This window comes from Yersinia sp. 2541 StPb PI, assembly GCF_052217145.1.
GTDB lineage: Bacteria > Pseudomonadota > Gammaproteobacteria > Enterobacterales > Enterobacteriaceae > Yersinia > Yersinia enterocolitica_E.
Window position 1 is genome coordinate 2,999,296 of sequence record NZ_JAZGQB010000001.1, and the last position, 24,957, is coordinate 3,024,252.

Sequence of the window (24,957 nt, forward strand, 5' to 3'; positions counted from 1 at the left end):
CTTTGGGGAGTAATTTAAAATTAATTAACCCTCTATTTAACTAACCTGTTATCCATTAACTCGTTGCTGCTTATTCACTAAAATGGTCGAGAAATAGGGCAATGGCTGGTCAGCGGCGATGCTATCAAGCTGACGCCAGCACACTTCGCCAGGCAATGAGGCTTCCGACATCAACAGCGCATGTGGGAACAGCTCCAACCGTGCCAGCAGCGCCTGGATCCGAGCAAAACGGCCATAGACTTTCATTAGCACCACACAGTCGTGATCCCGCAGTGCGCGCTCCAATTCGGCCTCCGGCGCGGTACAGGACATGATGGCCAGTGACTGCTGCTCCATCGCCAGCGGTAGCGCCGCACGCGAGGCAATGGCGGCAAATGAGGTTACGCCCGGTACAATTTCCAACCAATCAGGCCGCCCGATGCGTTCCAATAAAAACACCCACGTGCTGAATAACATGGCATCGCCGAGGGTGATAAATCCCACCTGACGGCCATTGGCCACTTCAGATTGCAACTGTTGTGCCACCTCATCCCATACCGCTTGCTTCTCACTATCATCAGCGCTCATAGGGAAATGACAGGTGCGGATTTCGGTATGTGGTGAAAGGTATTCGCGCACGATAGAGAGCGCCAGACTGTCGCCACCTTTGCGCCCGGCAGGCGCATACAGCACATCGAGTTTGGCTATCAGCCGTGCTGCGCGTACAGTAATTAAATCACTAGCACCTGGGCCAACACCCAATGCATAAAGTCTGCCGCTCATTACGCTGCCTCCTGCTGTTTTTGTTGTAAGGCTTGGTCCAGATGTTCGACAAACATTTGACGTATCAATGGGTTCTCACCCAATCCTTGTAACCAGGAGTGAGCACAGATACCGGCGGCCTCCAGTTGCGATTGCCATGAGTCCGGCTCATCAGAGGCCATATCGTTGATGGCATGATCACCGGCCACCAACATCAGCGGCATTAAGTGCACTTTACGCACCCCCTGCTGTTGCAGCCGGGTAATGATATGGCTGATTTCTGGATAACTCTCTACCGCGCCCACCAATGCCGGGAAATGCAGCGAGGTCATCAGATGATCCAGACAGGCATAGGCTGAAAAGGCATAATGGCTGGCACCGTGGCCCATAAAGACCACCCGTTCATCAGCGGCCAGCACCGGCATTTGAGCCTGTAACGCCACCAGCAGTTGTTGGTAATCGGCAAAACTGCTTAACAACGGCGTACCCAATACCAGACGATGGAAACAGTCGCTAAAGGTGCGCACTTCATTGGCAATTTTTTCGTATTCATCGCCGTTTATCACATGCAGCGATTGGATGGCGACATCCTGATAGCCCTGTTCAGCCAGGTGTTTTAGCGCCTCCCGTGGGTTGTTGATCAGCAAACCATCGCGTTTGCGCAATTTGCGGATGATCATCTCCGAGGTAAACGCGCGAAAAACATCACGATCGCTGTAAGCTGCCGCCAGTTGCTGCTCGCAAGCATCAATATTCTTTTGGCGGGTTTGTTCATAACTGGTGCCGAAACTGATCACCAACAGTGCTTTTTTCATTTTATTGCCCTCGTTGTTGCTGCCAGTGGATCAGATGTTGGCTAAATTCATCTAATGACGTCACTTGCTGACCGATACCGCCCAATACCACGCTGGCGGGGCGACACACCACAATGCAGGGGATATTCAGTGCCAGACAGGGGGCAACTTTTTCCTGATATCCCCCCTGGGCACCGGACTCTTTAGTGATAACCACATCCGGCTGGCAAAACTCATACAGTGCCTGATTGAAAGACGCGCTGAATGGCCCGCGCAGCGCAATAATGTGGTCAACCCCCAGCCCCAGCGCCTCACATTGGTTCAGCACTTGCGCCGTGGGCAGCACCCGAACCAGTAAGGTTTTACCCACCAGCCCACGTTGATATTCAGCCAACTGCTTGCTGCCAGTCGTGAGTAACACCCGCGGCCCCAGCCGTTTGGCCACCTCACAGGCCGCAGCAACGCTATCGACCTTGTGCAGCAGAGGGTGGCTCAGAACATCAATTTCACTTGGCCGTTGGTAACGGGTCAGCGTGACATTTGACTGTTCGCAGGCCACCACCACATTGTCACTGAGCATGCAGGCATAAGGATGCGAGGCATCAACCACCCACTGGACCTGTCTGGTCGCCAAAAAATCAGCCATCTGCCCTGCATCCATCCGCCCAACCATGACCTCACCGCCAATATCTCCCGCCAGTTGTTTACCGGCATCAGTGGCAACCGACAGGCTATAGCGTTGCTCTGCGGCATCCAGCAATTGGCAAATCAGCCGCGCATCACTGGTACCGCCAAAGACATGAATCGGTGGATAAGGGTGATGGCTCATCACAATGAATAGCCCCGTGGCGTGATCATCAACCCATCACGGCAATAGGTCGCCTGATTACCGACGATCACCAGACTGGTCATATCCACCGGTTCGAAATCCATCTCACCCAGCGTAGTGATCCATTTCTCCTGTTTTTTACGCCCGGCGGCTTTCACTACCCCGACTGGCGTTTCAGGCCGCTTCCACGGCTGCATTAACTCAAACGCGCGGGCCAGATGCCCTTCACGGCCACGGCTGCGTGGGTTATAGAAACAGATAACAAAATCAGCCTGCGCTGCCGCGATAATGCGCTTTTCGATCACCGCCCACGGCGTCATCAAATCACTCAAGCTGATATGACAAAAATCATGCATTAGCGGCGCACCGAGTAACGAGGCAGCAGCAATACTGGCGGTGATCCCCGCCACCAACCGCACCTCCAACTCCAATTTTTGTTGCGTTACCAGCTCCAGCACCAAGCCCGCCATACCATAGATCCCAGCATCACCACTGCTGATAAGCGCCACGTTATGGCCCGCCAGCGCCAGATCAATGGCGGTTTGGCAGCGTTCGATCTCTTTACACATGCCGGTTTTGATCACCTGCTTATCCCCGGTCAAGGGTTTCACCAGATGGGTATAGGTTTTATAACCGACGATAATTTCCGCCTCGCGGATTGCGGCGATAGCTTCCTGCGTCATCATCGATTCACTGCCCGGCCCGATGCCAATTACGGTTAACATTAATGCGATACTCCCAGAGTGATGGTGACACCCTGCTGACGCAGAGTATTGCCAACCAATTTACCGTCGCTCATCAGCCAGGCGACCGGTTGTGAAACGCTGCCGACACCCACCGTTTGGCGGACAAAATCAGAAGCAGGGAAACGTTGCTCATGGCGACTCAGTTCGCCGACACTGAACAGTTCGAACGGTACTCGCCAGCACTGAGCCAATTGATGTAGCGCGGGTTCATCTTTTTTGATAGTGACACTGCCAATAGCCCGCAGCGCCATGAGGTCAAAGTGATTCTCGGCCATTTGCTGTTGTAACAATTCAACCAAGGTTTGCAGCGAGGTGGCCCGGCGGCAACCGATACCCGCGACCACCCGGCGTGGCACCAGTTTGTACACCGGTAACGGTAATGGAGGCAGGCTGTCGCGCAACGTGACACAAACTATCGCATCCAGTTTTGGCAATTGATCCAGCGAATCAACCGCTACAAAACCACGAGTGTCACAGCGTTCACGCTCAGCCAGCAGAGGCGTATCCCACCACAAACCCACTTTTTGTTCGCTGACCAACATTTGATTGACCACTTTGACGGCGTGACGAAAATCCTGCATTTCGCCGTCCAGTTGGGTCGCCAGCGTATCCAATGCCGCCATCTGGTTAACGTCGGTTGCAGTAGTTATCACCGGATCGGCCCCGAGAATGCCCGCCAAATAACGGGTTAAGGTATTGCCGCCCCCCACGTGACCAGACAACAGACTAATGACATGTTGCCCACGCTCATCAATCACCACCACCGCCGGATCACTCATTTTGTCATTCACCAACGGGGCGATAACCCGCACTGTCAGGCCGATAGCCCCGACCACTACCAGTGCCGAATACTGTTTAAATGCCTCACGGATGGTGTCGCCAAAACTGCCATTGAATGGCAGAAAACCCGGTTCCAACAGTTTTTCACTGGTAAAGCAGGTCAGCGGCAAGTGGGTCTGCAAACGCCGCGCCAACCGCACCCCGCCCGGAGTCAGGCAAAATACCGCTATGGATTCAGGCTTGACGATATTCATGGCTAAACCCCGCATCATAGAGTTTGGAATAGTGGTATTCATCGCCGAGGAACGCCCCCACCAAAATCAGTGCAGTTTTATGAATAGCAGCGGCGCGAACCAATTCGGCGATATCAGCCAGCGTACCGCGCACAGTGCGGCTTTCAGCCCATGTCGCTTTGTACACCACCGCAACAGGAGTCGTCGCTGGGTATCCGCCAGCAATCAAACGTTCAGCTACGCGGTCCATCTCTTGCACTGACAAGAAAATCGCCATCGACGTTTGGTGCGCGGCAAACGCCTCCAGTTGCTCCAGCGGCGGCATCGGGGTTCGCCCTTCGATTCGGGTAATAATCAAGCTCTGCGCCACTTCCGGTACGGTGTATTCCACCCCCAGTTGCGCTGCTGCGCCAAGAAAAGCACTGACACCCGGTACCGACACAAAACCAATACCGTGCTCACTCAACACCTCCCCCTGCTCACGGATCGAACCATATAAAGAGAGGTCACCGGTTTGTAATCGCACCACCAACTTGCCAGCCCGCACACCATCAACCATCAGTGTGATGATCTGTTCCAAATTCAAACCCGCGCTATCGTGGCATTGCGCCTCGGGCGAACAATATTCCAGCAGTTCGGTATTGATCAGCGAGCCGGCGTAGATAACCACCTCTGCTTGCTGTAACAACCGGTAGCCTTTCAGGGTGATCAACTCTTTGTCGCCCGGCCCTGCACCGACAAACCAGATTTTTTGTGTATCCCAGGGTTGTAGTACCGCTGTTGATGCAGCATCAGGATGCTCAGACATTGCGCGCCTCCTTGTGGCAGGAAATAAGATAAGTAGGATTATTAGGTTTAAAATAGTGTCCGCTGCCCAAAGGGGTCAGGGTGGAGAGTTGCAACTGCACGCAATCTAACTGGCTGACAGCGCAGTGCTGTAAGTGAGCCAACGCGTCATTAAGGTTGTTGAGCAAAATAAAGGTCAGTACCAAACGGCCATCGGGCTTTAGCGTCATCAGCGCCCAATCAATCAGATCGGTTAAATGCCCGCCGCTGCCACCAATAAAAATGGCATCGGCTGCGGCCGTATTAGGCAAGGGGGCAACGCCTGCAATAATCGCCACATTGTGGCAACCCAGCCGCTGGCGGTTTTCGCTAATCAGTTCCAGTGCCGCTGGGTTGCGCTCAATCGCGGTGACCTGCAAATCGGGGAAGCGCAGTGCCGCCTCCAACGCCACACTGCCCGTCCCGGCGCCCACATCAATCAGGTGGCCATAACAAGGCAACTCCAGCCGTTCCAGTGCCAATGCGCGCACCGCTTCTTTGGTCATCGGGACTTTTTGCCCACGTAAGAACAGATCATCTCTCATTGAGGATCACCACCACATTCATGTCATAACGCGCCGCTACCTGTTGTTGCGACAGACGGTGAATACGTTCATTGGGTTGTGACAGGTTTTCACCGATAATCAAGGTGCGGGACAGACCACGCTGATGTAATGCATCGGCGATGGCACGCGGGCCGATAATACTGTCAGTCACCATCGCCACCTTGTCATGCTGGAAAATCCAGTCAAAATCGGGTACCCGCCCGTGGCTGCTGGTAAGAAAAAGGTCATTCATATCCAGCGCCACTTTGGCACACAGATATTGAATAGCGCTGATGCCGGGCACGATATGTAGCTCGTCAGTGCCGAAGTTCGCCGCCAGCAGTTTGCCAATGCCATACAGCAGAGGATCACCGGAAGCCAATACCACAATGGCGCGAGTTTTGTTGCTATCCAGCCACTCCAGTAACCCCAGCAGATCCGCATCTAACAAGCGGGACTCACGAACATTGCTGCTAAATGTTGCCAGATGGCGCTTCCCGCCCACCAATACCTCAGCCTGGCTGATAGCCCACTGGGCTTCAGGGGTCAGATAGTCGATATCACCTGGGCCGATGCCAACAACCGTAATCATCGCAATGCCTCCACAATTTCATCCAGAGGCCGACTGCTGCCTAACACCTGATTATCGAAAGAGAATAAAATCGCATCGCACTGCGGCGGATTAACGGAGAAACGCATCATTTCAGCAATTCGCTCACAGATACGTTCGGCAATACGGCTGTAGACCGCCTGCCACCCCTGCTCAGCAATCAATTCCATCGCCGCTTCAGTGGTATTGCACTGATTCACTTCAAGCAGTAGCGCATGCGGCGCCCCCATCAGCGCCAGATGGGCAACCAATGTTTCCATACGCCCATCCGCGATATGGCTGTGGGTATGGAAGATACCGGCGGCCACTTTCACTAATTTGCCGGGATGCCCTACCAGCAGCACCTGACGAAAGCCCAGTCGCACGGTTTCCTGCAACATATAGCCGACGAAATTACTCATGGTCACCACCCGCTGGCTGTCGAGGCCCAGATGGTCGCGAACAAAGCGCTCGCCATGATTGCCCGGTACCAGAATGACGCGATCTTCACCCGCCGCGCGCTTCATCTCCAATTCCAATGCCAGCGAGCGTTTCCAGCTCTCTTCCGACATCGGTGTCACAATGCCGGTAGTGCCGATGATGGAAATGCCACCGAGGATCCCCAACCGCCCGTTATAGGTTTTTTTCGCCCGCTCTTGCCCTTCGGGAGCAAAGATCTCTATTTCAGCACCGCGTAACGGGCCGATGACCTCGCGCACTGCTGCCTCGATGGTTTGGCGTGGCGTACGATTAATGGCTGAGCTGCCGACGGGGAGGCCAATACCTTTACGGCTCACTGTCCCGACCCCTTCGCCACCACGCAGAGTAATTTCCGTCTGTTCACGCAGCGTGACGCGAGCAAAAATCAGCATGCCGTGGGTAGCATCAACATCATCACCACCATCTTTGCGGATGGCCGCCGTAGCTTGCTGGCCCTCAATGAGGGGTTGTTCTACATTCAGGCATAACGTGACACCGGAAGGCGTCACAATTGAAATCTGGTCAATCACTTGCTGGCGCAACACCATTAGCGCCGCCACTTTAGCCGCCGCCGTCGCACAAGAACCGGTGGTGTAACCTTTGCGATATTGTTTGCCGTTATGCCAAATGCTGTCTAATTGCTGGTTTTGCAGCATCTGACTGTCATTGACAGTAGCCTCACTCATAGCGCCCCCCGCAACTGATAGAGGATGGCATTGATGATGGCTGCTGCCACATTGCTGCCCCCTTTGCGCCCAAGTGCTGCAATGCATGGCAGGTCACTGGCAACCAAGGCATCTTTGGATTCAGCCGCCCCGACAAACCCCACCGGTACACCAATGACCGCGATCGGTGTGGCGTGGCGTTCCAACAAGCGGAATAACGCAGTCGGGGCATTACCAAAGACAAACAGCTTTTCTCCTGACTCTGCCAGAGCAACATCCACTGCGGCCATCGAGCGAGTAATACCCTGTAGCGGCGCACTCTCCACCACCCGTGGGTCACTGATGTAGCAACGGCATTCGCATCCCATCTGCTTTAACAGCACTTTGTTGATACCGGACATCGCCATCGTAGTATCGGTATAAAGGGTGCAACCCCGGCGGATACCCTCGGCAATATGGGTTAGTACCTGCGGTGAGAAATGCAGAATATCCAGCCAATCAAAATCCGCCGTGGTATGGATAACCCGCTTGATCACCGCTTCTTGCATCTCACTGACAAAGCGAAAGTTCGGGTGCTCATCGGCAATAATGTCACCGATGATGGCAAAACTGTTTTGCTCTATTTCCTGCGGGTTCTTTATATAGTTCATCAGGTTATCCTTGTTAAATGCCGACCAGCAGCAGACGAATCAGGGCAAACAGTAATAGTGCTAATAACGACGCCATCAGCATCAAATGGATAGTGCGCGGGATATCATCCAGCGCCACCTCGCGCCGTTCATCACCGATCCAGGGTTTTTCAACCCGCACGCCAAAGTAATCATTCGGCCCCCCCAGCCGCACGCCCAGCGCACCGGCAACCGTGGCTTCAGACCAGGCACAGTTAGGACTGGCGTGCTGATAACGATCACGCCAGCCGATGCGCAATGCCTGACGGTAATCGGCTCGTAGTAACCACGCGGCTACGCTGAGTAATAACCAGCTCAGACGGGCTGGGATCCAGTTCGCCACATCATCCATCCGTGCCGACACATAACCAATCGCGCGGTATTTTGGCGTTTTGTAACCCACCATCGAATCAAGGGTATTGACTGCTTTGTAAGCCATTGCCAGCGGGGCGCCGCCTAACATCAAAAAGAACAGCGGTGCAATCACGCCATCAACGCTGTTTTCGGCCACTGTCTCTACCACCGCACGGGTGATTTGTGGCTTCTCTAGTTGTGAGGTGTCACGCCCGACAATCCATGACAGCTTCTCGCGGCTTTGTGCCAGCGAACCGTGCTTCAGGGCATCAAATACCAGTAGCGCCGCATCACTCAGGCAACGTCCGGCTAAGAGGGTGTAAATCATCCACACTTGCGCCAACCAGCCGAGCCACGGATTGATGTGTGTCATCAGTGATAAGAACCCCCAACTCAGCAGCCATGTCACGCCGACCACCACCAACCACAGCGCTGCTCCCCCCCACTTCAGTGCCCGTTCGCTGTGACAAACCGCACGGATAGCACGTTGCATGACAGAGATCAGGTTGCCTATCCAGCGCACCGGGTGCGGCCAGTGCGGCGGGTCGCCGAGCCAGCTATCAAGCAAGAAAGCAACAAACCATGCGCTCAGGGTCATAGCACGCTCCGGGCAGCGGTCAGCCAGCCATCAAGCAAACCGGGGCGCTGGGCAAAATGGATATGCAGATAGCTGGCCTGAGTGCGCTGAAGTTGATAGCCACTGTGCCAGCGCTGAATAGCGACACCATCACGCCATTTGCTGCTATCAAATACCGGCGTCAATGGGCTAGTAAAATCGGAATAATGGAATTCATGACCACGCAGAATTTCACCTTGTGCAGCCAATAAGGTGTCACTGCGGGCCTGTGCCTGACAGTAACCAAAGCGAGTCAGCCGTTTCCCCATCCGGCTCTCACCGGCCAAAATGCCAACCATCGGGTGGCGCTGACCACTCTCATCCGTTAAGCCATCACCGAGATACATCAGGCCACCGCATTCGGCATACAGCGGGATCTGTTGGCGATGCGCTTGCTGTAACGCTGCATGCATCGCTGTATTTGCGGCTAAGCGGGCAACGTGAATTTCGGGATAACCTCCCCCGAGATAAATCATCTGGCAATCGGGTAACCGGCGGTCATGAAGTGGGCTGAAACGTTGGATGCGCACGCCTGCCTGCTCTAGCAGGTCAAGGTTATCGGGGTAATAGAAATTGAATGCTTCATCTTCGGCCAAGGCCAGTGTCAGGCCGTTAGCCAGTGTAGACAGAGGTAAGGAAGGCGGGGTGCCGGCAGGCTGTGCCGCACAATGCGTCAGTGCCAGTAATCGGTCGAGATCGATAAAGGCTTCAACCTGCTGTGCCAGCCGTTGCCAGCGGGGCGAGCTGTCGGGCTGATGGGTTCTACCCGCCACGCCCTCACGCTGCTCTTGCACCGGTATCAACCCTAAATGGCGTGATGGCAGCGCGATATCATCCATCACCGGCAAGCGCCCCAGCACGGGAATACCGCAGTAATGCTCGATGGCGTGGCGGATTAGCTGATAATGGTTTTCTGAATTAACACGGTTAACAATCACGCCTGCGATGGTGAGATTTGGGTCAAACTGGCAGAACCCCAGCACGGTAGCCGCAACCGAGGTGGATACCGCCTTGCCATCCACCAGTAAGATAACCGGGCAGCCCAGTTGTTTGGCCATCGCCGCACTACTGCAATAATCGGGATCAGTGCCGTAGCCGTCATACAAGCCCATCACACCTTCGATCACCGCCACATCAGCATGGCGCATGTGCTGGTTATATAACCCATTCAAGGTCGCAGCCGGTAGCATAAAAGCATCGAGGTTACGCGAGGTAACACCACTGACGGCGCTATGCCAGCCGGTATCCAGGTAATCTGGCCCGACCTTAAACGGCTGCACAGATAATCCGCGTGCCATCAGCGCCCGCAGAATACCCAACGTCACGGTTGTTTTACCGCATCCACTGCCGGTACCTGCGATAATAAATGCTTGTTTGCCAGACCGTTGCATAAAAAATCCCGCCATTTCGAGCGGGATATGCAGTGTCAAAAAGGTGCGTCTGCGCAACGTCACCGCAGCGCGCATCTAATGACAACCCACTTCCCACCGAAGGAGTTGAATATATTTTACCGATTTGGCTGGTCTTCTGGCTTAGCGTCATCCTCTCCCGCACCTTCCCAATCCGGTGGATCAGTGGTTTCAGCGGGTTCGTCGGCATCACAGCAGCGGGGGCTGCGGGGGATTGTCACCCCCTTCCCTGTCGTGTATTAAGTGCCAATGCGTACACGACATAACCATTTCAGTAACTTCCCCCTCGTATTGATAGCTACAGTGTTGTTAGCAATTCTCACGCACCTGCATCACTGACCTTAGTCAGCTCCACGGGTTTGTTCGTTTGCTACCTTGCTGCAACGCCAACTACGTTGGGGTATGTATTTATCTAATACAGTAGATTATTTTATTTCTATTTCGTTATAGAATTTATCTCTTTATTTACACAGTTGTAACGTCAACTGATTTATTAAATCCGGTTAACGTTAATATACTCTTTTCCACAAATAAAAAATGGTTAATTTCATTTTTTGGGGATTATTTTTTGGTGTCAACACAGCAAATAATTGCCACTGCATTATTAAAAATAATTTAAAAACAATCAGTTAGAAAGATAACGGCATTTAAGAGCATAACAAAAAATTGTCATTATTTATTTAATATATTAATACCCATCACCGTTCTTAAATATATAAACGTGAGCATAGAGCATGACTAATTGTTATTAGATCAATAACTGTCATTCCATTTCACTGCGTTCAGAAGAAAGTGAACGAAATACCTGCGGTGTCACATTATAGGTCTGGCGGAACACCTTGCAAAAATAGCTGGTTTGGGAAAATCCAAGATTTTTGGCAATACTGGCAATGCTCCAATCACTGTGCTGCAACATCTCTCTGGCATTGGCCATGCGTTGTTGGTTGACCCAGGCATTGAAGCCGATCCCCTGATATTTTTTAAATAATTTACTGAAATAGTAAGGGCTGAGATACACCTTGCCAGCCACTTCTTCCAACCGGAGCTCTTCTGACAAATGCGTGTCTATATAGCGTAGTGCTTTCTTCATTTTGCTGTCATGCGGGTGGACCGGCCGTATTCTGCCCGGCTCTTTACTCCCCATATTGTCATTGATTACAACAAAATTGAGGTGTTTTTTCAGGCAGTTCTCAACAATCAGCTTCAGCAAATCAGCCGAGGCTATTACTCGAGAAAAATCCATTATCGGTACATTATGGAACTCATCCATTAGCGCCGGATTCTGCTGCCAGTTATTATCGACATTCAGAATATCAATAAGGTAAACATCTGCATGCAGCCGGACCTGACCACATAACACAAAGCCCACCAGATGGCCGGCAATCACCAAAGGAATAGAAAAATCAGTTAATCCGGCATGGCAGCGGTAGATGCAGGGCTCATTGGATTTGGACGCTTCAAGGCCACCACAACGATCACTCATCCGACAGCGCAGATGGTTAACCGGATCTTGACGCATTAATTGACAAAATGGGGTGAAATTAAACAGGTCAGAGATTTCCTCACCGTGAATATTCACCACCACCACCGCCAATCCGGTGGCTTGGGCAAAATCCTGGGCGATTTTATTTATGAGCTCTGAGTTAAGAGAACTGGCAGAAATCATGATAAAACCTCTCAGTTAATTTATTGTTATTAAATTTTATTTTATTGTTATAAAGCATCCCTGTAATAAGTAATATGTTAGAACATTGTTATTTAGTCATTCCTATTCACCAGGTTAAAATCTATTTCCCTGAAAAGGTAAAGTAACAATTTACTCTACCAGAGTCATAAACGTCAGGGGACCATTAATGAGCCATTAACCAGAATGGATCACGAAATTTCCTCACCCAGTGTCAGATGAGGAAATCCACGTTGCTTTATAAATTAACTTTCTCATCCTCTAACTTACAGGTATTACAAGGTAGATTTTTGCCAATGAGGAAGCGATAAACTGCGGCCCCGAGGCAAGCACCAATAATCGGCGCCACAATCGGAATAATGAAATAAGGGATATCACGGCCGCCGGTCATTGAGATTTTTCCCCAACCAGCAAAGAAGGTAAATAATTTAGGACCAAAATCACGTGCTGGATTCATGGCAAAACCAGTTAATGGAGCGGTAGAAGCACCAATAACCGCCACCAGAATACCGATCAATAGTGGACCTAATGCACCACGTGGCACACCGTTACCATCATCAGTTAGTGCCATAATCAGCCCCATAAGAATCGAGGTGATAATAATTTCAACAAATGCAGCCTGCCATACGCTGATTGCCGGTGATGGGAAGGTGCTGAAGATACTGGCTAATTGCAGACTTTCCATGCTGCCACGCACCATCTGGTGTGCGGCTTCAAAATCAGTAAATAAATTATGATAGAGCATATAGGCCAGTGCCGCGCCACCAAAAGCACCGGCAACTTGAGCAATGCTGTACGGGATGACTTTCCGTGCAGGGAAACAGGCAAATAGCCATAACGCGATAGTAATGGCCGGGTTGAGGTGAGCACCGGAAATTCCTGCCGTCAGGTAGACCGCCAGTGAAATACCCAGCCCCCACACGATACAGATTTCCCACAAACCAAAACTGGCACCTGCTACTTTCAATGCAGCTAAACAACTAATACCAAAAAACAAAAACAGCCCGGTACCGAGGAATTCCGCAATACACTGCGCTTTTAGTGAGTCGTTCATAGATTTACCCTGCTTGTGATTATTATGATCAATCTATCCAAAATAGATGAAGTAATGCACGGCCCATGACCCAGCCACTATAAAGAGAGCAAAAATGAAAGTGTTGTCGTGATGTGCCATTAATTAAACAAAAAGTAGACCTGCAATAACAAATTATTGTCATTTGCGCAGAAAAGTTAGCGCCAACACCGTGTTAACAGGCACTTTTATGCTTTATTCAGCTATATGACTTTCTTGCCATTTATTCTTTCCGTTATTGTTATCAAGCTCGCACTTTTGTGGCTACTCCCCCCTCAGGTGTATCATTATATTTATGCGTGCGATCACGCGAACTATTAATCGGGCGGGTGCGCAATTAGCAGATTTAATACCTACTGTCACCTAATAAATTGTAATTCTGAATATGCAATAGCCAGTTATTACCACCCAATATCAACGAAATAACGTTTTAAAACATAATATTAAGTTATAGCCATGACAATAATTTGTTATTTCCTCACTAACCATTCCCGTCAGTAAATTCAATACAGCCATTCTTTTTCATTGCTTGTTTGTATATTCGTTCTCAGCACGAACCTGACAACTTTATTTTTAAACTTACCGAATTTATTTTTTTAAATTTACTGAATGGCACCAACACGACAGTTTTTATTTTAGAACCTGAAGCGCGTTTGAAACCGTAATAGCTGCATTTCCAACGCACAAACATCAGGTTCCTGACATCCCCGTCGAGGTATTTATGCAACAAGAAGCACTAGGAATGGTGGAAACCAAAGGGTTGACTGCAGCCATTGAGGCTGCGGACACCATGGTGAAATCGGCCAATGTGACATTAGTCGGCTATGAAAAAATTGGCTCTGGTCTGGTCACCGTCATCGTACGTGGTGATGTGGGCGCAGTTAAAGCAGCCACTGATGCCGGTGCAAGTGCGGCTGCGAAAGTGGGTGAAGTGAAATCGACCCATGTCATCCCACGTCCACACACCGATGTCGAGAAGTTCTTGCCAAAGGGAAATAGCTAATGAAAAGCAATGACCTGGTCGACCAAATCATGGCGCAGGTGATAGCAAAAGTCAGCGAACACGCTCCGGCGTCTTCTAAACAACCCTCCTATAAACAACGAGATACGGCTATGGCTGAGAAGACTTGCAGTTTAACGGAATTTGTTGGTACCGCGATTGGTGACACGGTCGGACTAGTGATCGCCAACGTCGACAGCGCCCTACTGGACGCAATGAAGCTGGAAAAACGCTATCGCTCCATCGGTATTTTGGGCGCACGTACCGGCGCTGGCCCGCACATCATGGCGGCCGATGAAGCTGTCAAAGCCACTAATACTGAAGTGGTCAGTATTGAGTTACCCCGCGATACCAAGGGCGGTGCCGGTCATGGCTCGCTGATCATCTTCGGTGGTGATGATGTTTCTGATGTGAAACGTGCCGTCGAAGTGGCGCTGAAAGAGCTGGATCGGACCTTCGGCGATGTTTACGCCAATGAAGCCGGTCACATTGAATTGCAGTACAGCGCACGTGCCAGCCACGCATTGGAAAAAGCATTTGGCGCGCCATTGGGCCGTTCTTGCGGAGTGATAGTCGGTGCACCGGCGTCGATTGGTGTTTTGATGGCGGATACCGCCGTGAAATCTGCCAACGTTGACGTGGTGGCTTACAGCTCCCCTGCACATGGCACCAGCTTCAGTAACGAAGTGATTCTGGTTATCTCCGGTGATTCTGGCGCAGTTCGTCAGGCAGTGATTTCTGCCCGTGAGATTGGCAAAACGGTATTAGCGACCTTGGGTTCTGAACCGAAAAACGACCGCCCTTCTTATATCTGACGCCACAGTGAGGCTGTTTCATGAAATCGAAAAGATTTGAAGCATTGGCGAAACGCCCGGTTAATCAGGACGGCTTTGTCAAAGAGTGGATCGAGGAAGGCTTTATTGCCATGGAAAGCCCGAATGATCCAAAACCTTCCATCAAGATTGTTAACGGTGTGGTGACCGAATTAGACGGTAAGCCACAAAGCAGTTTCGACCTGATAGACCACTTTATCGCCCGCTACGGTATCAATCTGGCGCATGCGGAAGAAGTGATGAAGATGGACTCCATCAAGTTGGCCAATATGCTGTGTGATCCTAACGTATCGCGCCGCACCATTGTGCCACTCACTACAGCGATGACCCCGGCCAAAATTGTCGAGGTGGTTTCTCATATGAACGTGGTGGAAATGATGATGTCGATGCAGAAAATGCGCGCACGTCGTACCCCATCACAACAGGCTCACGTCACTAACGTTAAAGATAACCCAGTGCAGATTGCCGCCGATGCCGCCGAAGGCGCATACCGTGGCTTCGATGAGCAGGAAACTACTGTGGCCGTGGCCCGTTATGCGCCATTCAATGCCATCGCGCTGTTAGTCGGTTCGCAAGTGGGTCGCCCTGGTGTGCTGACGCAATGTTCGCTGGAAGAAGCCACCGAGTTGAAGCTGGGGATGCTGGGCCATACCTGTTATGCCGAAACCATTTCGGTTTACGGTACTGAGCCGGTATTTACCGACGGTGATGACACGCCGTGGTCCAAAGGCTTCCTCGCCTCGTCCTATGCATCACGCGGTTTGAAAATGCGTTTTACCTCTGGTTCAGGCTCCGAGGTGCAAATGGGTTATGCCGAAGGCAAATCCATGCTGTATCTGGAAGCTCGCTGTATCTATATCACCAAAGCTGCCGGGGTTCAGGGGCTGCAAAATGGTTCAGTCAGTTGTGTCGGTGTGCCATCCGCTGTGCCATCGGGCATCCGGGCCATCCTGGCAGAAAACCTGATTTGCTCTGCACTGGATTTGGAATGCGCCTCCAGTAACGACCAGACCTTTACCCACTCCGATATGCGCCGTACCGCCCGTCTGCTGATGCAGTTCCTGCCGGGTACTGACTTTATCTCCTCTGGTTTTTCTGCGGTACCTAACTACGACAACATGTTCGCCGGTTCCAACGAAGATGCCGAAGACTTTGACGATTACAACGTATTGCAGCGCGACTTGAAAGTTGATGGTGGCTTGCGTCCGGTGCTGGAAGCTGACGTGGTGGCGATTCGTAATAAAGCTGCCCGTGCGCTGCAAGCAGTATTTGCCGGTATGGGCCTGCCACCCATTACTGACGAAGAAGTGATTGCGGCGACATATGCACACGGCTCGAAAGATATGCCGGAACGTAACATCGTTGAAGACATCAAGTTCGCTCAGGAAATCATCAGCAAAAACCGCACCGGTTTGGAAGTGGTAAAAGCATTGGCACAAGGTGGTTTCGAAGATGTAGCGCAAGACATGCTCAACATCCAGAAAGCCAAAATTGCCGGTGACTACCTGCATACCTCGGCGATCATTAAAGGTGACAACCAAGTGCTGTCAGCGGTGAATGACGTCAATGACTACGCGGGTCCAGCTACCGGTTACCGGCTGGAAGGTGCACGTTGGGAAGAGATCAAAAACATTCCAAACGCGCTTGATCCGAATGAGCTTGGTTAAGGGGTTCACGAGATGGTGGATATTAACGAAAAACTGTTACGTCAAATTATCGAAGGCGTATTGCAGGAAATGCAGGGAGACAAAAATACCGTCTCCTTTAAGCAGGATTCCCAACCCGCAGCGGCTACGGCTACTGTTGCTGAAGGAAATTTCCTGACCGAAGTGGGTGAAGCCCGCCCTGGCAGCAATCAGGATGAAGTGATCATTGCCGTCGGCCCGGCATTTGGCCTATCGCAAACGGCTAACATCGTCGGTATCCCGCACAAAAATATTCTGCGCGAACTGATCGCCGGTATTGAAGAAGAAGGCATTAAAGCACGGGTTATCCGCTGCTTTAAATCCTCCGACGTGGCGTTTGTTGCCGTCGAGGGTAACCGCCTGAGTGGTTCCGGTATCTCCATCGGCATTCAATCCAAAGGCACTACGGTGATTCATCAGCAAGGCTTACCGCCGCTCTCCAATCTGGAGTTGTTCCCGCAGGCCCCGCTGTTGACGCTGGAAACTTATCGCCAAATTGGTAAAAACGCCGCGCGTTATGCCAAACGGGAATCACCACAACCGGTTCCTACCCTGAACGACCAAATGGCACGGCCAAAATATCAGGCCAAATCAGCGATTCTGCATATTAAAGAAACCAAATATGTGGTGACCGGCAAGAATCCTCAGGAACTCCGGGTGGCGCTTTAACAAAGGAAAACACAATGAATTCCGAAGCTATTGAATCCATGGTTCGCGATGTGCTGAGCAAGATGAACAGCTTGCAAGGCCAGACACCTGCGGCTGCTTGTGCGGCACCAGCAGCCAGTTCGCGCAATGATGCCAAAGTCTCTGATTATCCGCTGGCAAATAAACACCCTGATTGGGTCAAAACGGCCACTAACAAAACGCTGGATGACCTCACGCTGGCTAACGTTTTGAACGGCAGTGTCACTTCGCAAGATTTGCGGATTACACCGGAAATCCTGCGTATTCAGGCATCTATTGCCCGTGATGCAGGTCGTCCACTGTTGGCAATTAACTTCGAGCGTGCAGCCGAGCTGACGGCAGTACCGGATGACAAGGTGTTGGATATCTATAACGCCCTACGTCCATTCCGCTCCAGCAAAGAGGAGCTGAACGCTATCGCCGACGACCTGGAACAGACCTACAAAGCGACCATCTGTGCGGCATTCGTCCGTGAAGCTGCCGTTTTGTATGTCCAGCGTAAGAAGCTAAAAGGCGACGATTAACGCAGTGATATCAATCAAGGGGAAGCGTGCCGTGGGGGTCGTAGCGGCGTAAGCCGCCGGAGCGCCCCTAGGTACGATAGCCCCGTTGATCACGACATCCAGTTATTAGTCATTTAAGGATCGGATATGGATTACATCGTCGGTGTGGATATTGGTAACTCGTCAACAGAAGTGGCATTAGCACAATGCACAGCTGGTGGTCAGTTGCACTTTATTACCAGTACCCTGACCGAGACGACGGGTATCAAAGGGACTCAACGCAATATTTTCGGCATCAACAAGGCGCTGAATATGTTGGTGGAAAAGGCCGGTATTGCGCTAAGCGATATCAGCCTGATCCGCATTAACGAGGCCACACCGGTGATCGGTGATGTGGCGATGGAGACAATTACCGAAACCATCATCACCGAATCCACCATGATCGGTCATAACCCGAAAACCCCAGGGGGACTGGGATTGGGGGTGGGGCTGACCATTACTATTGACGAGTTGGTTACCCGTGACCCTGCCCAACCTTACATTCTGGTGGTGCCATCAGCGGTGGATTTCGCCGATGTCGCGGCGGTGGTAAATGCCGCCAACGGCGCTGGCTACCGCATCACTGCGGTTATCTTGCAACGGGACGATGGCGTGCTGGTCAGTAATCGGCTGGCGCACCCGCTACCGATCGTTGATGAGGTGCTACATATCGACCGCATCCCGATGGGCATGCTGGCGGCGGTAGAAGTTGCGATGCCGGGTCAGGTGATTGAAACCCTCTCTAACCCCTATGGCATTGCCACCGTATTTGAACTGAGTGCCGAAGAAACCAAAAACATTGTGCCGGTGGCACGAGCGTTGATTGGTACCCGCTCGGCGGTGGTAGTGAAAACTCCTGAAGGGGATGTTAAAGCTCGCTCGATACCGGCCGGTCATCTGGAGTTATTTGCCGACGGCCGCACGGTACGGGTGGATGTGGCGACCGGAAGTGAAGCCATTATGACGGCGGTCAACAGCTTCCGTCATTTGGACAATGTCAGTGGTGAAGCAGGAACCAATATCGGCGGCATGCTCGAACACGTTCGCCAAACCATGGCAGAACTGACCAATAAACCAACCAATGAGATCTTCATTCAAGACTTGCTGGCAGTAGACACTGCCGTGCCGGTCAATGTCACCGGCGGTCTGGCGGGCGAATTCTCGCTTGAACAAGCGGTAGGCATCGCCTCCATGGTGAAGTCTGATCGCCTGCAAATGGCGCATATCGCCAGAGAAATCGAAAAGACACTGAATATTGATGTTCAGGTTGGGGGGGCGGAAGCCGAAGCGGCGATACTCGGCGCGCTGACCACACCAGGGACGCAACGGCCACTCGCCATCCTCGATTTGGGGGCGGGATCTACCGACGCCTCCATCATCAATGCTCAGGGCCAAATCGTCGCCACCCATCTGGCGGGAGCCGGCGATATGGTCACGATGATCATCGCCTCTGAATTAGATTTACAAGACCGCTATCTGGCAGAGGACATCAAAAAGTATCCGTTGGCAAAAGTGGAAAGCTTGTTCCACCTGCGCCATGAAGATGGCAGCGTTCAGTTCTTCCCACAACCGCTGCCACCAGAGGTTTTTGCCCGACTGGTGGTAGTCAAGCCGGAAGGTTTAGTGCCACTGCCGGGGGATTACGCGCTGGAAAAAGTGCGCAATATCCGCCGCTCAGCCAAAGAGCGGGTGTTTGTTACCAATGCGCTTCGCGCCCTGCGTCAAGTCAGCCCGACCGGCAATATCCGCGATATCCCCTTCGTGGTGTTAGTTGGCGGCTCGTCGCTGGACTTTGAAATCCCGCAATTGGTCACCGATGCGCTCTCTCACTACAAATTGGTGGCGGGGCGCGGCAACATTCGCGCCAGCGAGGGGCCGCGTAATGCGGTAGCCACCGGGCTGATTCTGGCCTATCAACGGGAGAATCACGGATGAATTTCACCCATGACGCCCCCGCAATAGTAATCAGTCTGACGACACCGACACCCGAAGCCGTCTGGCATCAGGTGCTGCTGGGTATCGAGGAGGAAGGTATTCCCTGGCGCTGGCAACAAGACGACGACGGCGATGTAGCACAACGCGCCTGGCAGGCCGCCACCCGCTCCCCGTTATTGGTCGGGCTGGCCTGTTCCGGCGACGAAGTGGTCGTGCATTTTCGTAATTTACCGCCCGCCAACCCGCTATTTCGGCAGCGGCGCGGGCAGAACGAGGACCAACTACGGCAGCTTGGCAATAACGCGGCCCGGTTAGTCAAAGGCTTACCATTTAAGTAACCCCATACAAATCTCAGGGCGTTGTCGGTGCAGGCAGTTTGGACTTGGCCAGCGCACAGCCACCGGAGCGTACACCTGGTGTTGTAAAAGCCAAGGTTTGTGAGGATGGCGAGCACTGCCCTGGTTCAAAATGGCAAACAAGATAGCCCTTACTTGATAACAAGGATAAATGAAACATGAATAACGCATTAGGTTTAGTCGAAACCAAAGGTCTGGTCGCTGCTATCGAAGCGGCTGATGCCATGGTCAAATCCGCCAACGTACAACTGGTGGGCTACGAAAAAATCGGCTCCGGTCTGGTCACCGTGATGGTACGTGGCGATGTCGGCGCAGTAAAAGCCGCTGTTGATGCCGGTTCTGCGGCTGCCAGCGCGGTGGGTGAAGTGAAATCCTGCCATGTGATCCCACGCCCACACAGCGATGTAGAAGCCATTTTACCGACCTCTGCCTAAGGGTAAGAAGAGGAGCACAGCGTGAAAACGTCACTGGGTTTACTTGAAGTTAGCGGTCTAGCGCTGGCGATCAGTGCGGCGGATGCGATGGCAAAATCAGCATCTATCAACCTGATAGGTATAGAAAAAACCAATGGTTCTGGCTGGATGTTAATTCGTCTGACCGGTGATGTGGCCTCGGTGCAGGCGGCAATCAGTACTGGTGCCGCCTTTGCCGAACTGCATCACGGATTGGTGTCGCGCGCGGTACTGGCTCGCCCAACAAAAGCTCTGTTGGCCTATTGGCTGACAGAGACTGTCGAGGTCGCGGCCCCCGAAATCGCCGTGGCGATAGAGCCAGTTGTCGCTACAGCCCCCATTAACGAGGAGACGGAAGCCGCAGAGCCTCAGCCCGCTGCGGCGACCGCCACAGATGATGTACCTGAACCTGTCTTTAGTGCTGAAAAAATCAGCACCGAAGAAAGTAGTGTGGAAAGTGAGGCTCTAATCGCTCCCCGGGTGAGCTGTAATCTCTGCCTCGATCCGGCTTGCCGACGCCATAAAGGCGAGCCTCGCTTTCGCTGTATCCACTTGGGTAAACGAGGAAAAGTCTGATGGAAAAAGCGTTACTGGAACCCGTTGTCAATAAGATCCTCGACGAAATGCGTCTTCGTCCGATCCCACTTGGGGTTTCTAACCGACACCTGCATCTTTCGGTGCAGGACTACCAACGGCTGTTCCCGCAGCAGCCGATTACTGAAAAGAAAGCGCTGCTCCAGCCCGGCCAGTACGCCGCCGAACAGACGGTAACGCTGGTCGGGCCGAAAGGCAGCCTGAAAAATGTGCGTATTCTTGGCCCGTTGCGTAGCCACAGCCAGGTGGAGATCTCCCGTACCGATGCACGCACGCTGGGTATCAATGCTCCCCTGCGGATGTCTGGCAATCTGGACGATACCCCAGCCATCACGTTAGTCAGCCCGTTCGCTGAGCTGACGTTACCCCGCGGGGTGATTGTGGCACTGCGCCATATTCATATGTCGCCGCTGGATGCCCTTATCTATCGGGTAAAACACGGTGACCGGGTACAAGTTGCCATTCAGGGCAGTGGCCGTCGCCTGATACTGGATGATGTGGCGATCCGCGTTTCACCCCAAATGAAACTGGAAATGCATATCGATACCGACGAGGCCAATGCGGCGGGTGCCGACGACCCTGCGGCGTTTGCCACGATATTAACGTCATCAGGGACAACGCGGCCATGAATCTGACTCAGGCGCAAACCGAACAACTGGTCAGCCAGATTGTCACGCGGTTAGTTGAGCGCGAACGCCGGGTTCACGCCCTGCTACTGCCTCAATTGCGCGCCGGGCTTGATCCATCGGTATTCGTGCACCATGCCACGCTGCATCTGATGTTGCCAGACCTGGCATTTATCCACCGGCTGGCGCAGTTCGATACCACCTGCCCTGCGGTGGCGGCGCTAAACGAGGCATGGTCATGGGGCATGAAAGTGCATATCAGCTTACATCGCCAACTGCTGGCTGCTCTGCCCTGTGCCGCGCTGCACTCATTGCCGCTCAGTTTCAGCGACAGTCAGGGCGTTGCTATACGGTTACACGTGGGCAAGGTTCTAAGTTATCGCGATATCGCTACTCTCGACTCCGGCTGGCTACTCATTGCAAGCCACACGCTAGTTACACCGCTGGCGCAGGACACCGTGTCAGCCCGTCACATTCAACTGTTAAGGCAGGAGTAAATCATGCAACTGGCCAGAGTGGTAGGTTCCGTAGTCTCAACGCAAAAATCACCCACGTTGATCGGTAGGAAGCTGCTGCTGGTGCGCCGTGTTGCCGGTGATGGCTCACTGCCACCCGACAGCAAAACGCCGGACGAAGTGGCCGTCGATTCCGTCGGTGCCGGTCAGGGCGATTTGGTCTTGCTGTCAGGTGGTTCCAGTGCCAGACGGGTATTTTCCGAGCCGAATGATGCCATCGATTTGGCGATTGTCGCCATCGTCGATGAATGTTCTTACTGATGATTAATGTTCTTACTGATTGAGCGGGGACCTTATGAGCATTTATACCAAAACCGGCGATGCGGGCACCACCGCCCTGTTCACCGGACAACGTGTGAAAAAGAGCCATCCCCGGGTGGAAACTTACGGCACGCTGGATGAACTCAATGCAGCACTGAGCTTGTGTGCCCGCGTGACGCAGGGCGAGGAAAACCGTCAATTACTCGATGCCATACAACATCAGTTGTTTTATTTCAGCGCTGAATTGGCAAGCGAAGGTATCGCCACACCGCCTGCCGGGCGCAAAAGTATTAATGAACCCGAGATCCAAGCGCTGGAGCAAGCCGTAGACCGCTGTATGGCGGGGCTGCCACCGGTACAGGGTTTTATTCTGCCGGGTAGCAGTGAAGCCGGTAGCCGATTGCATTTTGCCCGCACTCTGGCACGGCGCTGTGAACGGCGGCTGATTGAACTGGCTGAACAAGTCCCGGTACGCCCGGTGTTATTGCAATACCTAAACCGTTTATCGGATTGCCTGTATGCACTGGCTCGTGATGAAGACCAGCGCCAACAGTTACAACACACCACGCAAACCGTGGTGGCCCGTTATCTGGCGGCAACAGCACTCCCCCCAGCCACAAGTCAGCCACAAACAGCGGCTTCTCTGGGATTTTCTGATGTTCATCAGTTAGTTAAATTGGCGGTCGATGCCGCTATGAAATTACAAATTGCCGTGGTCATAGCACTGGCTGACCGCCACGGCAACATGATTATGACCTACCGCATGCCCGACACCTTGCTGGTCAGCAGCGAACTGGCACCGAAAAAAGCCTGGACCGCGGTGGCGATGAAAACGGCAACTCACCAACTTAGCGATGCCGTACAACCGGGGGCCGACCTGTTCCAGCTTGAGGCCAGTACCGGTGGCAAAGTAGTGAGCTTTGGTGGTGGCTACCCGCTATGGCGTAACGGCCAATTGGTGGGGGGGTTAGGCATCAGCGGCGGTAGCGTCGAACAAGATATGCACATAGCAGAAGCGGCCATATCGGCTTTACATCTGAGGAATGAATAATGAATACCAATGACCTTGAATCTCTCATTCGCACTATCCTCATTGAGCAACTGACGCCCACACCCGCGTCTGCCTCCAGCGCCATTTTTGCCAGCGTGGATGAAGCTGTCAATGCCGCTCATAACGCATTTTTGCGTTATCAACAAAGCCCGATGAAGACCCGCAGCGCGATTATCCGCGCCCTGCGTGAACAGCTAAAAGCACAGTTGCCTTCACTGTCAGAACGCGGTGCCAGTGAAACCGGCATGGGGAATAAAGAAGATAAGTTGCTGAAAAACAAAGCCGCGTTAGAAAACACCCCAGGTATTGAAGATTTGTCTACCACGGCGCTGACCGGCGATGGCGGCATGGTGTTATTCGAATACTCGCCTTTTGGCGTGATAGGTTCGGTTGCCCCTAGCACTAACCCAACCGAAACCATTATTAATAACAGCATCAGTATGTTAGCTGCCGGTAATGCCATCTATTTTAGCCCACACCCAGGCGCTAAATCGGTATCACTGGATTTAATCGCCCAAATTGAAGAAATCATCTTCAACAGTTGCGGCATTCGCAATCTGGTGGTGACCGTGAAAGAGCCAAGCTTTGAAGCCACTCAGCAGATGATGGCGCACGACAAAATCGCCTTGCTGGCTATCACTGGCGGGCCTGCCATTGTGGCAATGGGCATGAAGAGCGGCAAAAAAGTGATTGGGGCGGGGGCCGGTAACCCACCTTGTCTGGTGGATGAAACGGCTGAATTGGTAAAAGCGGCGCAGGATATCGTGGCAGGAGCCTCATTCGATAATAACCTGCCCTGTATCGCTGAAAAGAGCCTGATCGTGGTGGAAAGTGTTGCCGATCGGTTGTTGCAACAGATGCAAGCCTTCGATGCGTTACTTATCAGTAATCCGCAAGAGGTCGACAGCCTGCGCAAAGCCTGCCTGACCCCTCAAGGCCACGCCAATAAGAATCTGGTGGGTAAAAGCCCGCTTGAACTGCTGAAAGCGGCGGGCATCGCTTGTCCGGCCAAAGCACCGCGCTTGCTGCTGGTTGAAGTGGCTGGTGACGATCCGCTGGTCACTACCGAACAACTGATGCCGCTGTTACCGGTGGTCCGGGTAAAGGATTTTGATGCCGGCCTGACGCTGGCACTGCAAGTGGAAGGTGGCCTGCACCATACCGCCACCATGCACTCACAAAATGTCTCACGCCTGAATCTGGCCGCCCGACTGTTACAAACCTCTATTTTTGTTAAAAACGGCCCGTCCTATGCTGGGATAGGCGTCGGCGGTGAAGGCTTTACCACCTTTACCATCGCCACCCCGACCGGCGAAGGCACCACCTCGGCTCGCACCTTTGCGCGCCAGCGTCGCTGTGTGCTGACTAACGGTTTTTCCATTCGCTGAGC

28 protein-coding genes and 1 riboswitch are annotated in these 24,957 nt (G+C 52.6%); of the genes, 14 read left to right on the forward strand and 14 right to left on the reverse strand.

What is annotated here, in order from left to right:
- Nucleotides 1–48: 48 nt before the first annotated feature.
- From V1953_RS13495 to pduF, 14 genes are all read right to left on the reverse strand, one after another.
- Nucleotides 49–762: a cobalt-factor II C(20)-methyltransferase gene (locus V1953_RS13495; protein ID WP_372558502.1), complete on the reverse strand. Its 714-nt coding sequence runs from the start codon at nucleotides 760–762 to the stop codon at nucleotides 49–51.
- Complete coding sequence (gene cbiK / locus V1953_RS13500) at nucleotides 762–1,556, reverse strand: sirohydrochlorin cobaltochelatase (RefSeq protein WP_083159260.1); 795 nt, start codon at nucleotides 1,554–1,556, stop codon at nucleotides 762–764. Before cbiK ends, V1953_RS13495 begins: the two co-directional genes overlap by 1 nt.
- Nucleotide 1,557: 1 nt before the next feature.
- Entirely contained in the window at nucleotides 1,558–2,364 is an 807-nt protein-coding gene (locus tag V1953_RS13505) for a cobalt-precorrin-6A reductase (RefSeq protein ID WP_442851042.1), read from the reverse strand.
- Nucleotides 2,364–3,089, reverse strand: a complete 726-nt coding sequence (locus tag V1953_RS13510) for a precorrin-3B C(17)-methyltransferase (RefSeq protein ID WP_442851043.1) — start codon at nucleotides 3,087–3,089, stop codon at nucleotides 2,364–2,366. The genes V1953_RS13505 and V1953_RS13510 overlap by 1 nt, the downstream gene beginning before the upstream one ends.
- On the reverse strand, nucleotides 3,089–4,144 hold the full coding sequence (gene cbiG / locus V1953_RS13515; RefSeq protein ID WP_083159261.1) for a cobalt-precorrin 5A hydrolase: 1,056 nt from the start codon (nucleotides 4,142–4,144) through the stop codon (nucleotides 3,089–3,091). Before cbiG ends, V1953_RS13510 begins: the two co-directional genes overlap by 1 nt.
- Nucleotides 4,125–4,931 carry a cobalt-precorrin-4 methyltransferase gene (locus V1953_RS13520; RefSeq protein WP_372568933.1) on the reverse strand — a complete coding sequence of 269 codons (807 nt, stop codon included), beginning with the start codon at nucleotides 4,929–4,931 and terminating at the stop codon, nucleotides 4,125–4,127. Before V1953_RS13520 ends, cbiG begins: the two co-directional genes overlap by 20 nt.
- On the reverse strand, nucleotides 4,924–5,493 hold the full coding sequence (locus tag V1953_RS13525; protein WP_083159262.1) for a decarboxylating cobalt-precorrin-6B (C(15))-methyltransferase: 570 nt from the start codon (nucleotides 5,491–5,493) through the stop codon (nucleotides 4,924–4,926). The genes V1953_RS13520 and V1953_RS13525 overlap by 8 nt, the downstream gene beginning before the upstream one ends.
- Nucleotides 5,483–6,085: a cobalt-precorrin-7 (C(5))-methyltransferase gene (locus V1953_RS13530; RefSeq protein WP_083159263.1), complete on the reverse strand. Its 603-nt coding sequence runs from the start codon at nucleotides 6,083–6,085 to the stop codon at nucleotides 5,483–5,485. The genes V1953_RS13525 and V1953_RS13530 overlap by 11 nt, the downstream gene beginning before the upstream one ends.
- The gene (gene cbiD / locus V1953_RS13535) at nucleotides 6,082–7,248 is read right to left on the reverse strand and encodes a cobalt-precorrin-5B (C(1))-methyltransferase CbiD (RefSeq protein ID WP_083159264.1); all 1,167 of its coding nucleotides are present in this window, start codon (nucleotides 7,246–7,248) and stop codon (nucleotides 6,082–6,084) included. Before cbiD ends, V1953_RS13530 begins: the two co-directional genes overlap by 4 nt.
- Nucleotides 7,245–7,877 carry a cobalt-precorrin-8 methylmutase gene (locus V1953_RS13540; protein ID WP_442851044.1) on the reverse strand — a complete coding sequence of 211 codons (633 nt, stop codon included), beginning with the start codon at nucleotides 7,875–7,877 and terminating at the stop codon, nucleotides 7,245–7,247. Before V1953_RS13540 ends, cbiD begins: the two co-directional genes overlap by 4 nt.
- A gap of 13 nt (nucleotides 7,878–7,890) precedes the next feature.
- Nucleotides 7,891–8,847 carry an adenosylcobinamide-phosphate synthase CbiB gene (gene cbiB / locus V1953_RS13545; RefSeq protein WP_420073308.1) on the reverse strand — a complete coding sequence of 319 codons (957 nt, stop codon included), beginning with the start codon at nucleotides 8,845–8,847 and terminating at the stop codon, nucleotides 7,891–7,893.
- Complete coding sequence (locus V1953_RS13550) at nucleotides 8,844–10,256, reverse strand: cobyrinate a,c-diamide synthase (protein ID WP_442851045.1); 1,413 nt, start codon at nucleotides 10,254–10,256, stop codon at nucleotides 8,844–8,846. The genes cbiB and V1953_RS13550 overlap by 4 nt, the downstream gene beginning before the upstream one ends.
- Nucleotides 10,257–10,365: 109 nt before the next feature.
- A riboswitch (cobalamin riboswitch) is annotated at nucleotides 10,366–10,560 on the reverse strand.
- A gap of 477 nt (nucleotides 10,561–11,037) precedes the next feature.
- Complete coding sequence (gene pocR, locus V1953_RS13555; RefSeq protein ID WP_083159267.1) at nucleotides 11,038–11,940, reverse strand: transcriptional regulator PocR; 903 nt, start codon at nucleotides 11,938–11,940, stop codon at nucleotides 11,038–11,040.
- 256 nt (nucleotides 11,941–12,196) lie between these two features.
- Nucleotides 12,197–13,012: a propanediol diffusion facilitator PduF gene (gene pduF, locus V1953_RS13560; RefSeq protein ID WP_083159268.1), complete on the reverse strand. Its 816-nt coding sequence runs from the start codon at nucleotides 13,010–13,012 to the stop codon at nucleotides 12,197–12,199.
- A 739-nt stretch (nucleotides 13,013–13,751) separates the two neighbouring features.
- On the opposite strand from pduF, the gene pduA reads away from it, so the two are divergent.
- The 14 genes from pduA (at nucleotide 13,752) to V1953_RS13630 (ending at nucleotide 24,955) form a co-directional block, all read left to right on the forward strand.
- Entirely contained in the window at nucleotides 13,752–14,033 is a 282-nt protein-coding gene (gene pduA / locus V1953_RS13565; RefSeq protein WP_032906380.1) for a propanediol utilization microcompartment protein PduA, read from the forward strand.
- Nucleotides 14,033–14,845 carry a propanediol utilization microcompartment protein PduB gene (pduB, locus tag V1953_RS13570; protein ID WP_004699354.1) on the forward strand — a complete coding sequence of 271 codons (813 nt, stop codon included), beginning with the start codon at nucleotides 14,033–14,035 and terminating at the stop codon, nucleotides 14,843–14,845. The genes pduA and pduB overlap by 1 nt, the downstream gene beginning before the upstream one ends.
- 20 nt (nucleotides 14,846–14,865) lie before the next feature.
- The gene (gene pduC / locus V1953_RS13575; RefSeq protein ID WP_005185311.1) at nucleotides 14,866–16,530 is read left to right on the forward strand and encodes a propanediol dehydratase large subunit PduC; all 1,665 of its coding nucleotides are present in this window, start codon (nucleotides 14,866–14,868) and stop codon (nucleotides 16,528–16,530) included.
- A gap of 15 nt (nucleotides 16,531–16,545) precedes the next feature.
- On the forward strand, nucleotides 16,546–17,217 hold the full coding sequence (locus V1953_RS13580; protein WP_193784826.1) for a propanediol/glycerol family dehydratase medium subunit: 672 nt from the start codon (nucleotides 16,546–16,548) through the stop codon (nucleotides 17,215–17,217).
- Nucleotides 17,218–17,231: 14 nt separating this feature from the next.
- The gene (gene pduE, locus V1953_RS13585) at nucleotides 17,232–17,759 is read left to right on the forward strand and encodes a propanediol dehydratase small subunit PduE (RefSeq protein ID WP_083159270.1); all 528 of its coding nucleotides are present in this window, start codon (nucleotides 17,232–17,234) and stop codon (nucleotides 17,757–17,759) included.
- A gap of 126 nt (nucleotides 17,760–17,885) precedes the next feature.
- Nucleotides 17,886–19,712: a diol dehydratase reactivase subunit alpha gene (locus V1953_RS13590; protein ID WP_442851046.1), complete on the forward strand. Its 1,827-nt coding sequence runs from the start codon at nucleotides 17,886–17,888 to the stop codon at nucleotides 19,710–19,712.
- A complete protein-coding gene (locus V1953_RS13595; RefSeq protein ID WP_032906379.1) occupies nucleotides 19,709–20,050 on the forward strand; it encodes a glycerol dehydratase reactivase beta/small subunit family protein in 342 nt (113 codons plus the stop codon). The genes V1953_RS13590 and V1953_RS13595 overlap by 4 nt, the downstream gene beginning before the upstream one ends.
- 176 nt (nucleotides 20,051–20,226) lie before the next feature.
- The gene (gene pduJ / locus V1953_RS13600; RefSeq protein ID WP_004090424.1) at nucleotides 20,227–20,502 is read left to right on the forward strand and encodes a propanediol utilization microcompartment protein PduJ; all 276 of its coding nucleotides are present in this window, start codon (nucleotides 20,227–20,229) and stop codon (nucleotides 20,500–20,502) included.
- A 21-nt stretch (nucleotides 20,503–20,523) separates the two neighbouring features.
- The gene (locus V1953_RS13605) at nucleotides 20,524–21,096 is read left to right on the forward strand and encodes a BMC domain-containing protein (protein WP_083159272.1); all 573 of its coding nucleotides are present in this window, start codon (nucleotides 20,524–20,526) and stop codon (nucleotides 21,094–21,096) included.
- Nucleotides 21,096–21,743: a phosphate propanoyltransferase gene (locus V1953_RS13610; RefSeq protein WP_083159273.1), complete on the forward strand. Its 648-nt coding sequence runs from the start codon at nucleotides 21,096–21,098 to the stop codon at nucleotides 21,741–21,743. Before V1953_RS13605 ends, V1953_RS13610 begins: the two co-directional genes overlap by 1 nt.
- Complete coding sequence (gene pduM, locus V1953_RS13615) at nucleotides 21,740–22,237, forward strand: microcompartment protein PduM (RefSeq protein ID WP_442851047.1); 498 nt, start codon at nucleotides 21,740–21,742, stop codon at nucleotides 22,235–22,237. Before V1953_RS13610 ends, pduM begins: the two co-directional genes overlap by 4 nt.
- A gap of 3 nt (nucleotides 22,238–22,240) precedes the next feature.
- Nucleotides 22,241–22,516 (forward strand): EutN/CcmL family microcompartment protein, encoded by a 276-nt coding sequence (locus V1953_RS13620; RefSeq protein WP_005185294.1) that lies wholly within the window; start codon nucleotides 22,241–22,243, stop codon nucleotides 22,514–22,516.
- A 34-nt stretch (nucleotides 22,517–22,550) separates the two neighbouring features.
- Nucleotides 22,551–23,567 (forward strand): cob(I)yrinic acid a,c-diamide adenosyltransferase, encoded by a 1,017-nt coding sequence (locus tag V1953_RS13625; protein ID WP_442821068.1) that lies wholly within the window; start codon nucleotides 22,551–22,553, stop codon nucleotides 23,565–23,567.
- Nucleotides 23,567–24,955: an aldehyde dehydrogenase family protein gene (locus V1953_RS13630; RefSeq protein ID WP_083159276.1), complete on the forward strand. Its 1,389-nt coding sequence runs from the start codon at nucleotides 23,567–23,569 to the stop codon at nucleotides 24,953–24,955. Before V1953_RS13625 ends, V1953_RS13630 begins: the two co-directional genes overlap by 1 nt.
- Nucleotides 24,956–24,957 lie beyond the last annotated feature (2 nt).

Bases quoted from the DNA above. Each gene is read 5' to 3' on its own strand.
- V1953_RS13495 (WP_372558502.1), bottom strand. From the start codon at position 762: ATGAGCGGCAGACTTTATGCATTGGGTGTTGGCCCAGGTGCTAGTGAT.
- cbiK (WP_083159260.1), bottom strand. From the start codon at position 1,556: ATGAAAAAAGCACTGTTGGTGATCAGTTTCGGCACCAGTTATGAACAA.
- V1953_RS13505 (WP_442851042.1), bottom strand. From the start codon at position 2,364: ATGAGCCATCACCCTTATCCACCGATTCATGTCTTTGGCGGTACCAGT.
- V1953_RS13510 (WP_442851043.1), bottom strand. From the start codon at position 3,089: ATGTTAACCGTAATTGGCATCGGGCCGGGCAGTGAATCGATGATGACG.
- cbiG (WP_083159261.1), bottom strand. From the start codon at position 4,144: ATGAATATCGTCAAGCCTGAATCCATAGCGGTATTTTGCCTGACTCCG.
- V1953_RS13520 (WP_372568933.1), bottom strand. From the start codon at position 4,931: ATGTCTGAGCATCCTGATGCTGCATCAACAGCGGTACTACAACCCTGG.
- V1953_RS13525 (WP_083159262.1), bottom strand. From the start codon at position 5,493: ATGAGAGATGATCTGTTCTTACGTGGGCAAAAAGTCCCGATGACCAAA.
- V1953_RS13530 (WP_083159263.1), bottom strand. From the start codon at position 6,085: ATGATTACGGTTGTTGGCATCGGCCCAGGTGATATCGACTATCTGACC.
- cbiD (WP_083159264.1), bottom strand. From the start codon at position 7,248: ATGAGTGAGGCTACTGTCAATGACAGTCAGATGCTGCAAAACCAGCAA.
- V1953_RS13540 (WP_442851044.1), bottom strand. From the start codon at position 7,877: ATGAACTATATAAAGAACCCGCAGGAAATAGAGCAAAACAGTTTTGCC.
- cbiB (WP_420073308.1), bottom strand. From the start codon at position 8,847: ATGACCCTGAGCGCATGGTTTGTTGCTTTCTTGCTTGATAGCTGGCTC.
- V1953_RS13550 (WP_442851045.1), bottom strand. From the start codon at position 10,256: ATGCAACGGTCTGGCAAACAAGCATTTATTATCGCAGGTACCGGCAGT.
- pocR (WP_083159267.1), bottom strand. From the start codon at position 11,940: ATGATTTCTGCCAGTTCTCTTAACTCAGAGCTCATAAATAAAATCGCC.
- pduF (WP_083159268.1), bottom strand. From the start codon at position 13,012: ATGAACGACTCACTAAAAGCGCAGTGTATTGCGGAATTCCTCGGTACC.
- pduA (WP_032906380.1), top strand. From the start codon at position 13,752: ATGCAACAAGAAGCACTAGGAATGGTGGAAACCAAAGGGTTGACTGCA.
- pduB (WP_004699354.1), top strand. From the start codon at position 14,033: ATGAAAAGCAATGACCTGGTCGACCAAATCATGGCGCAGGTGATAGCA.
- pduC (WP_005185311.1), top strand. From the start codon at position 14,866: ATGAAATCGAAAAGATTTGAAGCATTGGCGAAACGCCCGGTTAATCAG.
- pduE (WP_083159270.1), top strand. From the start codon at position 17,232: ATGAATTCCGAAGCTATTGAATCCATGGTTCGCGATGTGCTGAGCAAG.
- V1953_RS13590 (WP_442851046.1), top strand. From the start codon at position 17,886: ATGGATTACATCGTCGGTGTGGATATTGGTAACTCGTCAACAGAAGTG.
- V1953_RS13595 (WP_032906379.1), top strand. From the start codon at position 19,709: ATGAATTTCACCCATGACGCCCCCGCAATAGTAATCAGTCTGACGACA.
- pduJ (WP_004090424.1), top strand. From the start codon at position 20,227: ATGAATAACGCATTAGGTTTAGTCGAAACCAAAGGTCTGGTCGCTGCT.
- V1953_RS13610 (WP_083159273.1), top strand. From the start codon at position 21,096: ATGGAAAAAGCGTTACTGGAACCCGTTGTCAATAAGATCCTCGACGAA.
- pduM (WP_442851047.1), top strand. From the start codon at position 21,740: ATGAATCTGACTCAGGCGCAAACCGAACAACTGGTCAGCCAGATTGTC.
- V1953_RS13620 (WP_005185294.1), top strand. From the start codon at position 22,241: ATGCAACTGGCCAGAGTGGTAGGTTCCGTAGTCTCAACGCAAAAATCA.
- V1953_RS13625 (WP_442821068.1), top strand. From the start codon at position 22,551: ATGAGCATTTATACCAAAACCGGCGATGCGGGCACCACCGCCCTGTTC.
- V1953_RS13630 (WP_083159276.1), top strand. From the start codon at position 23,567: ATGAATACCAATGACCTTGAATCTCTCATTCGCACTATCCTCATTGAG.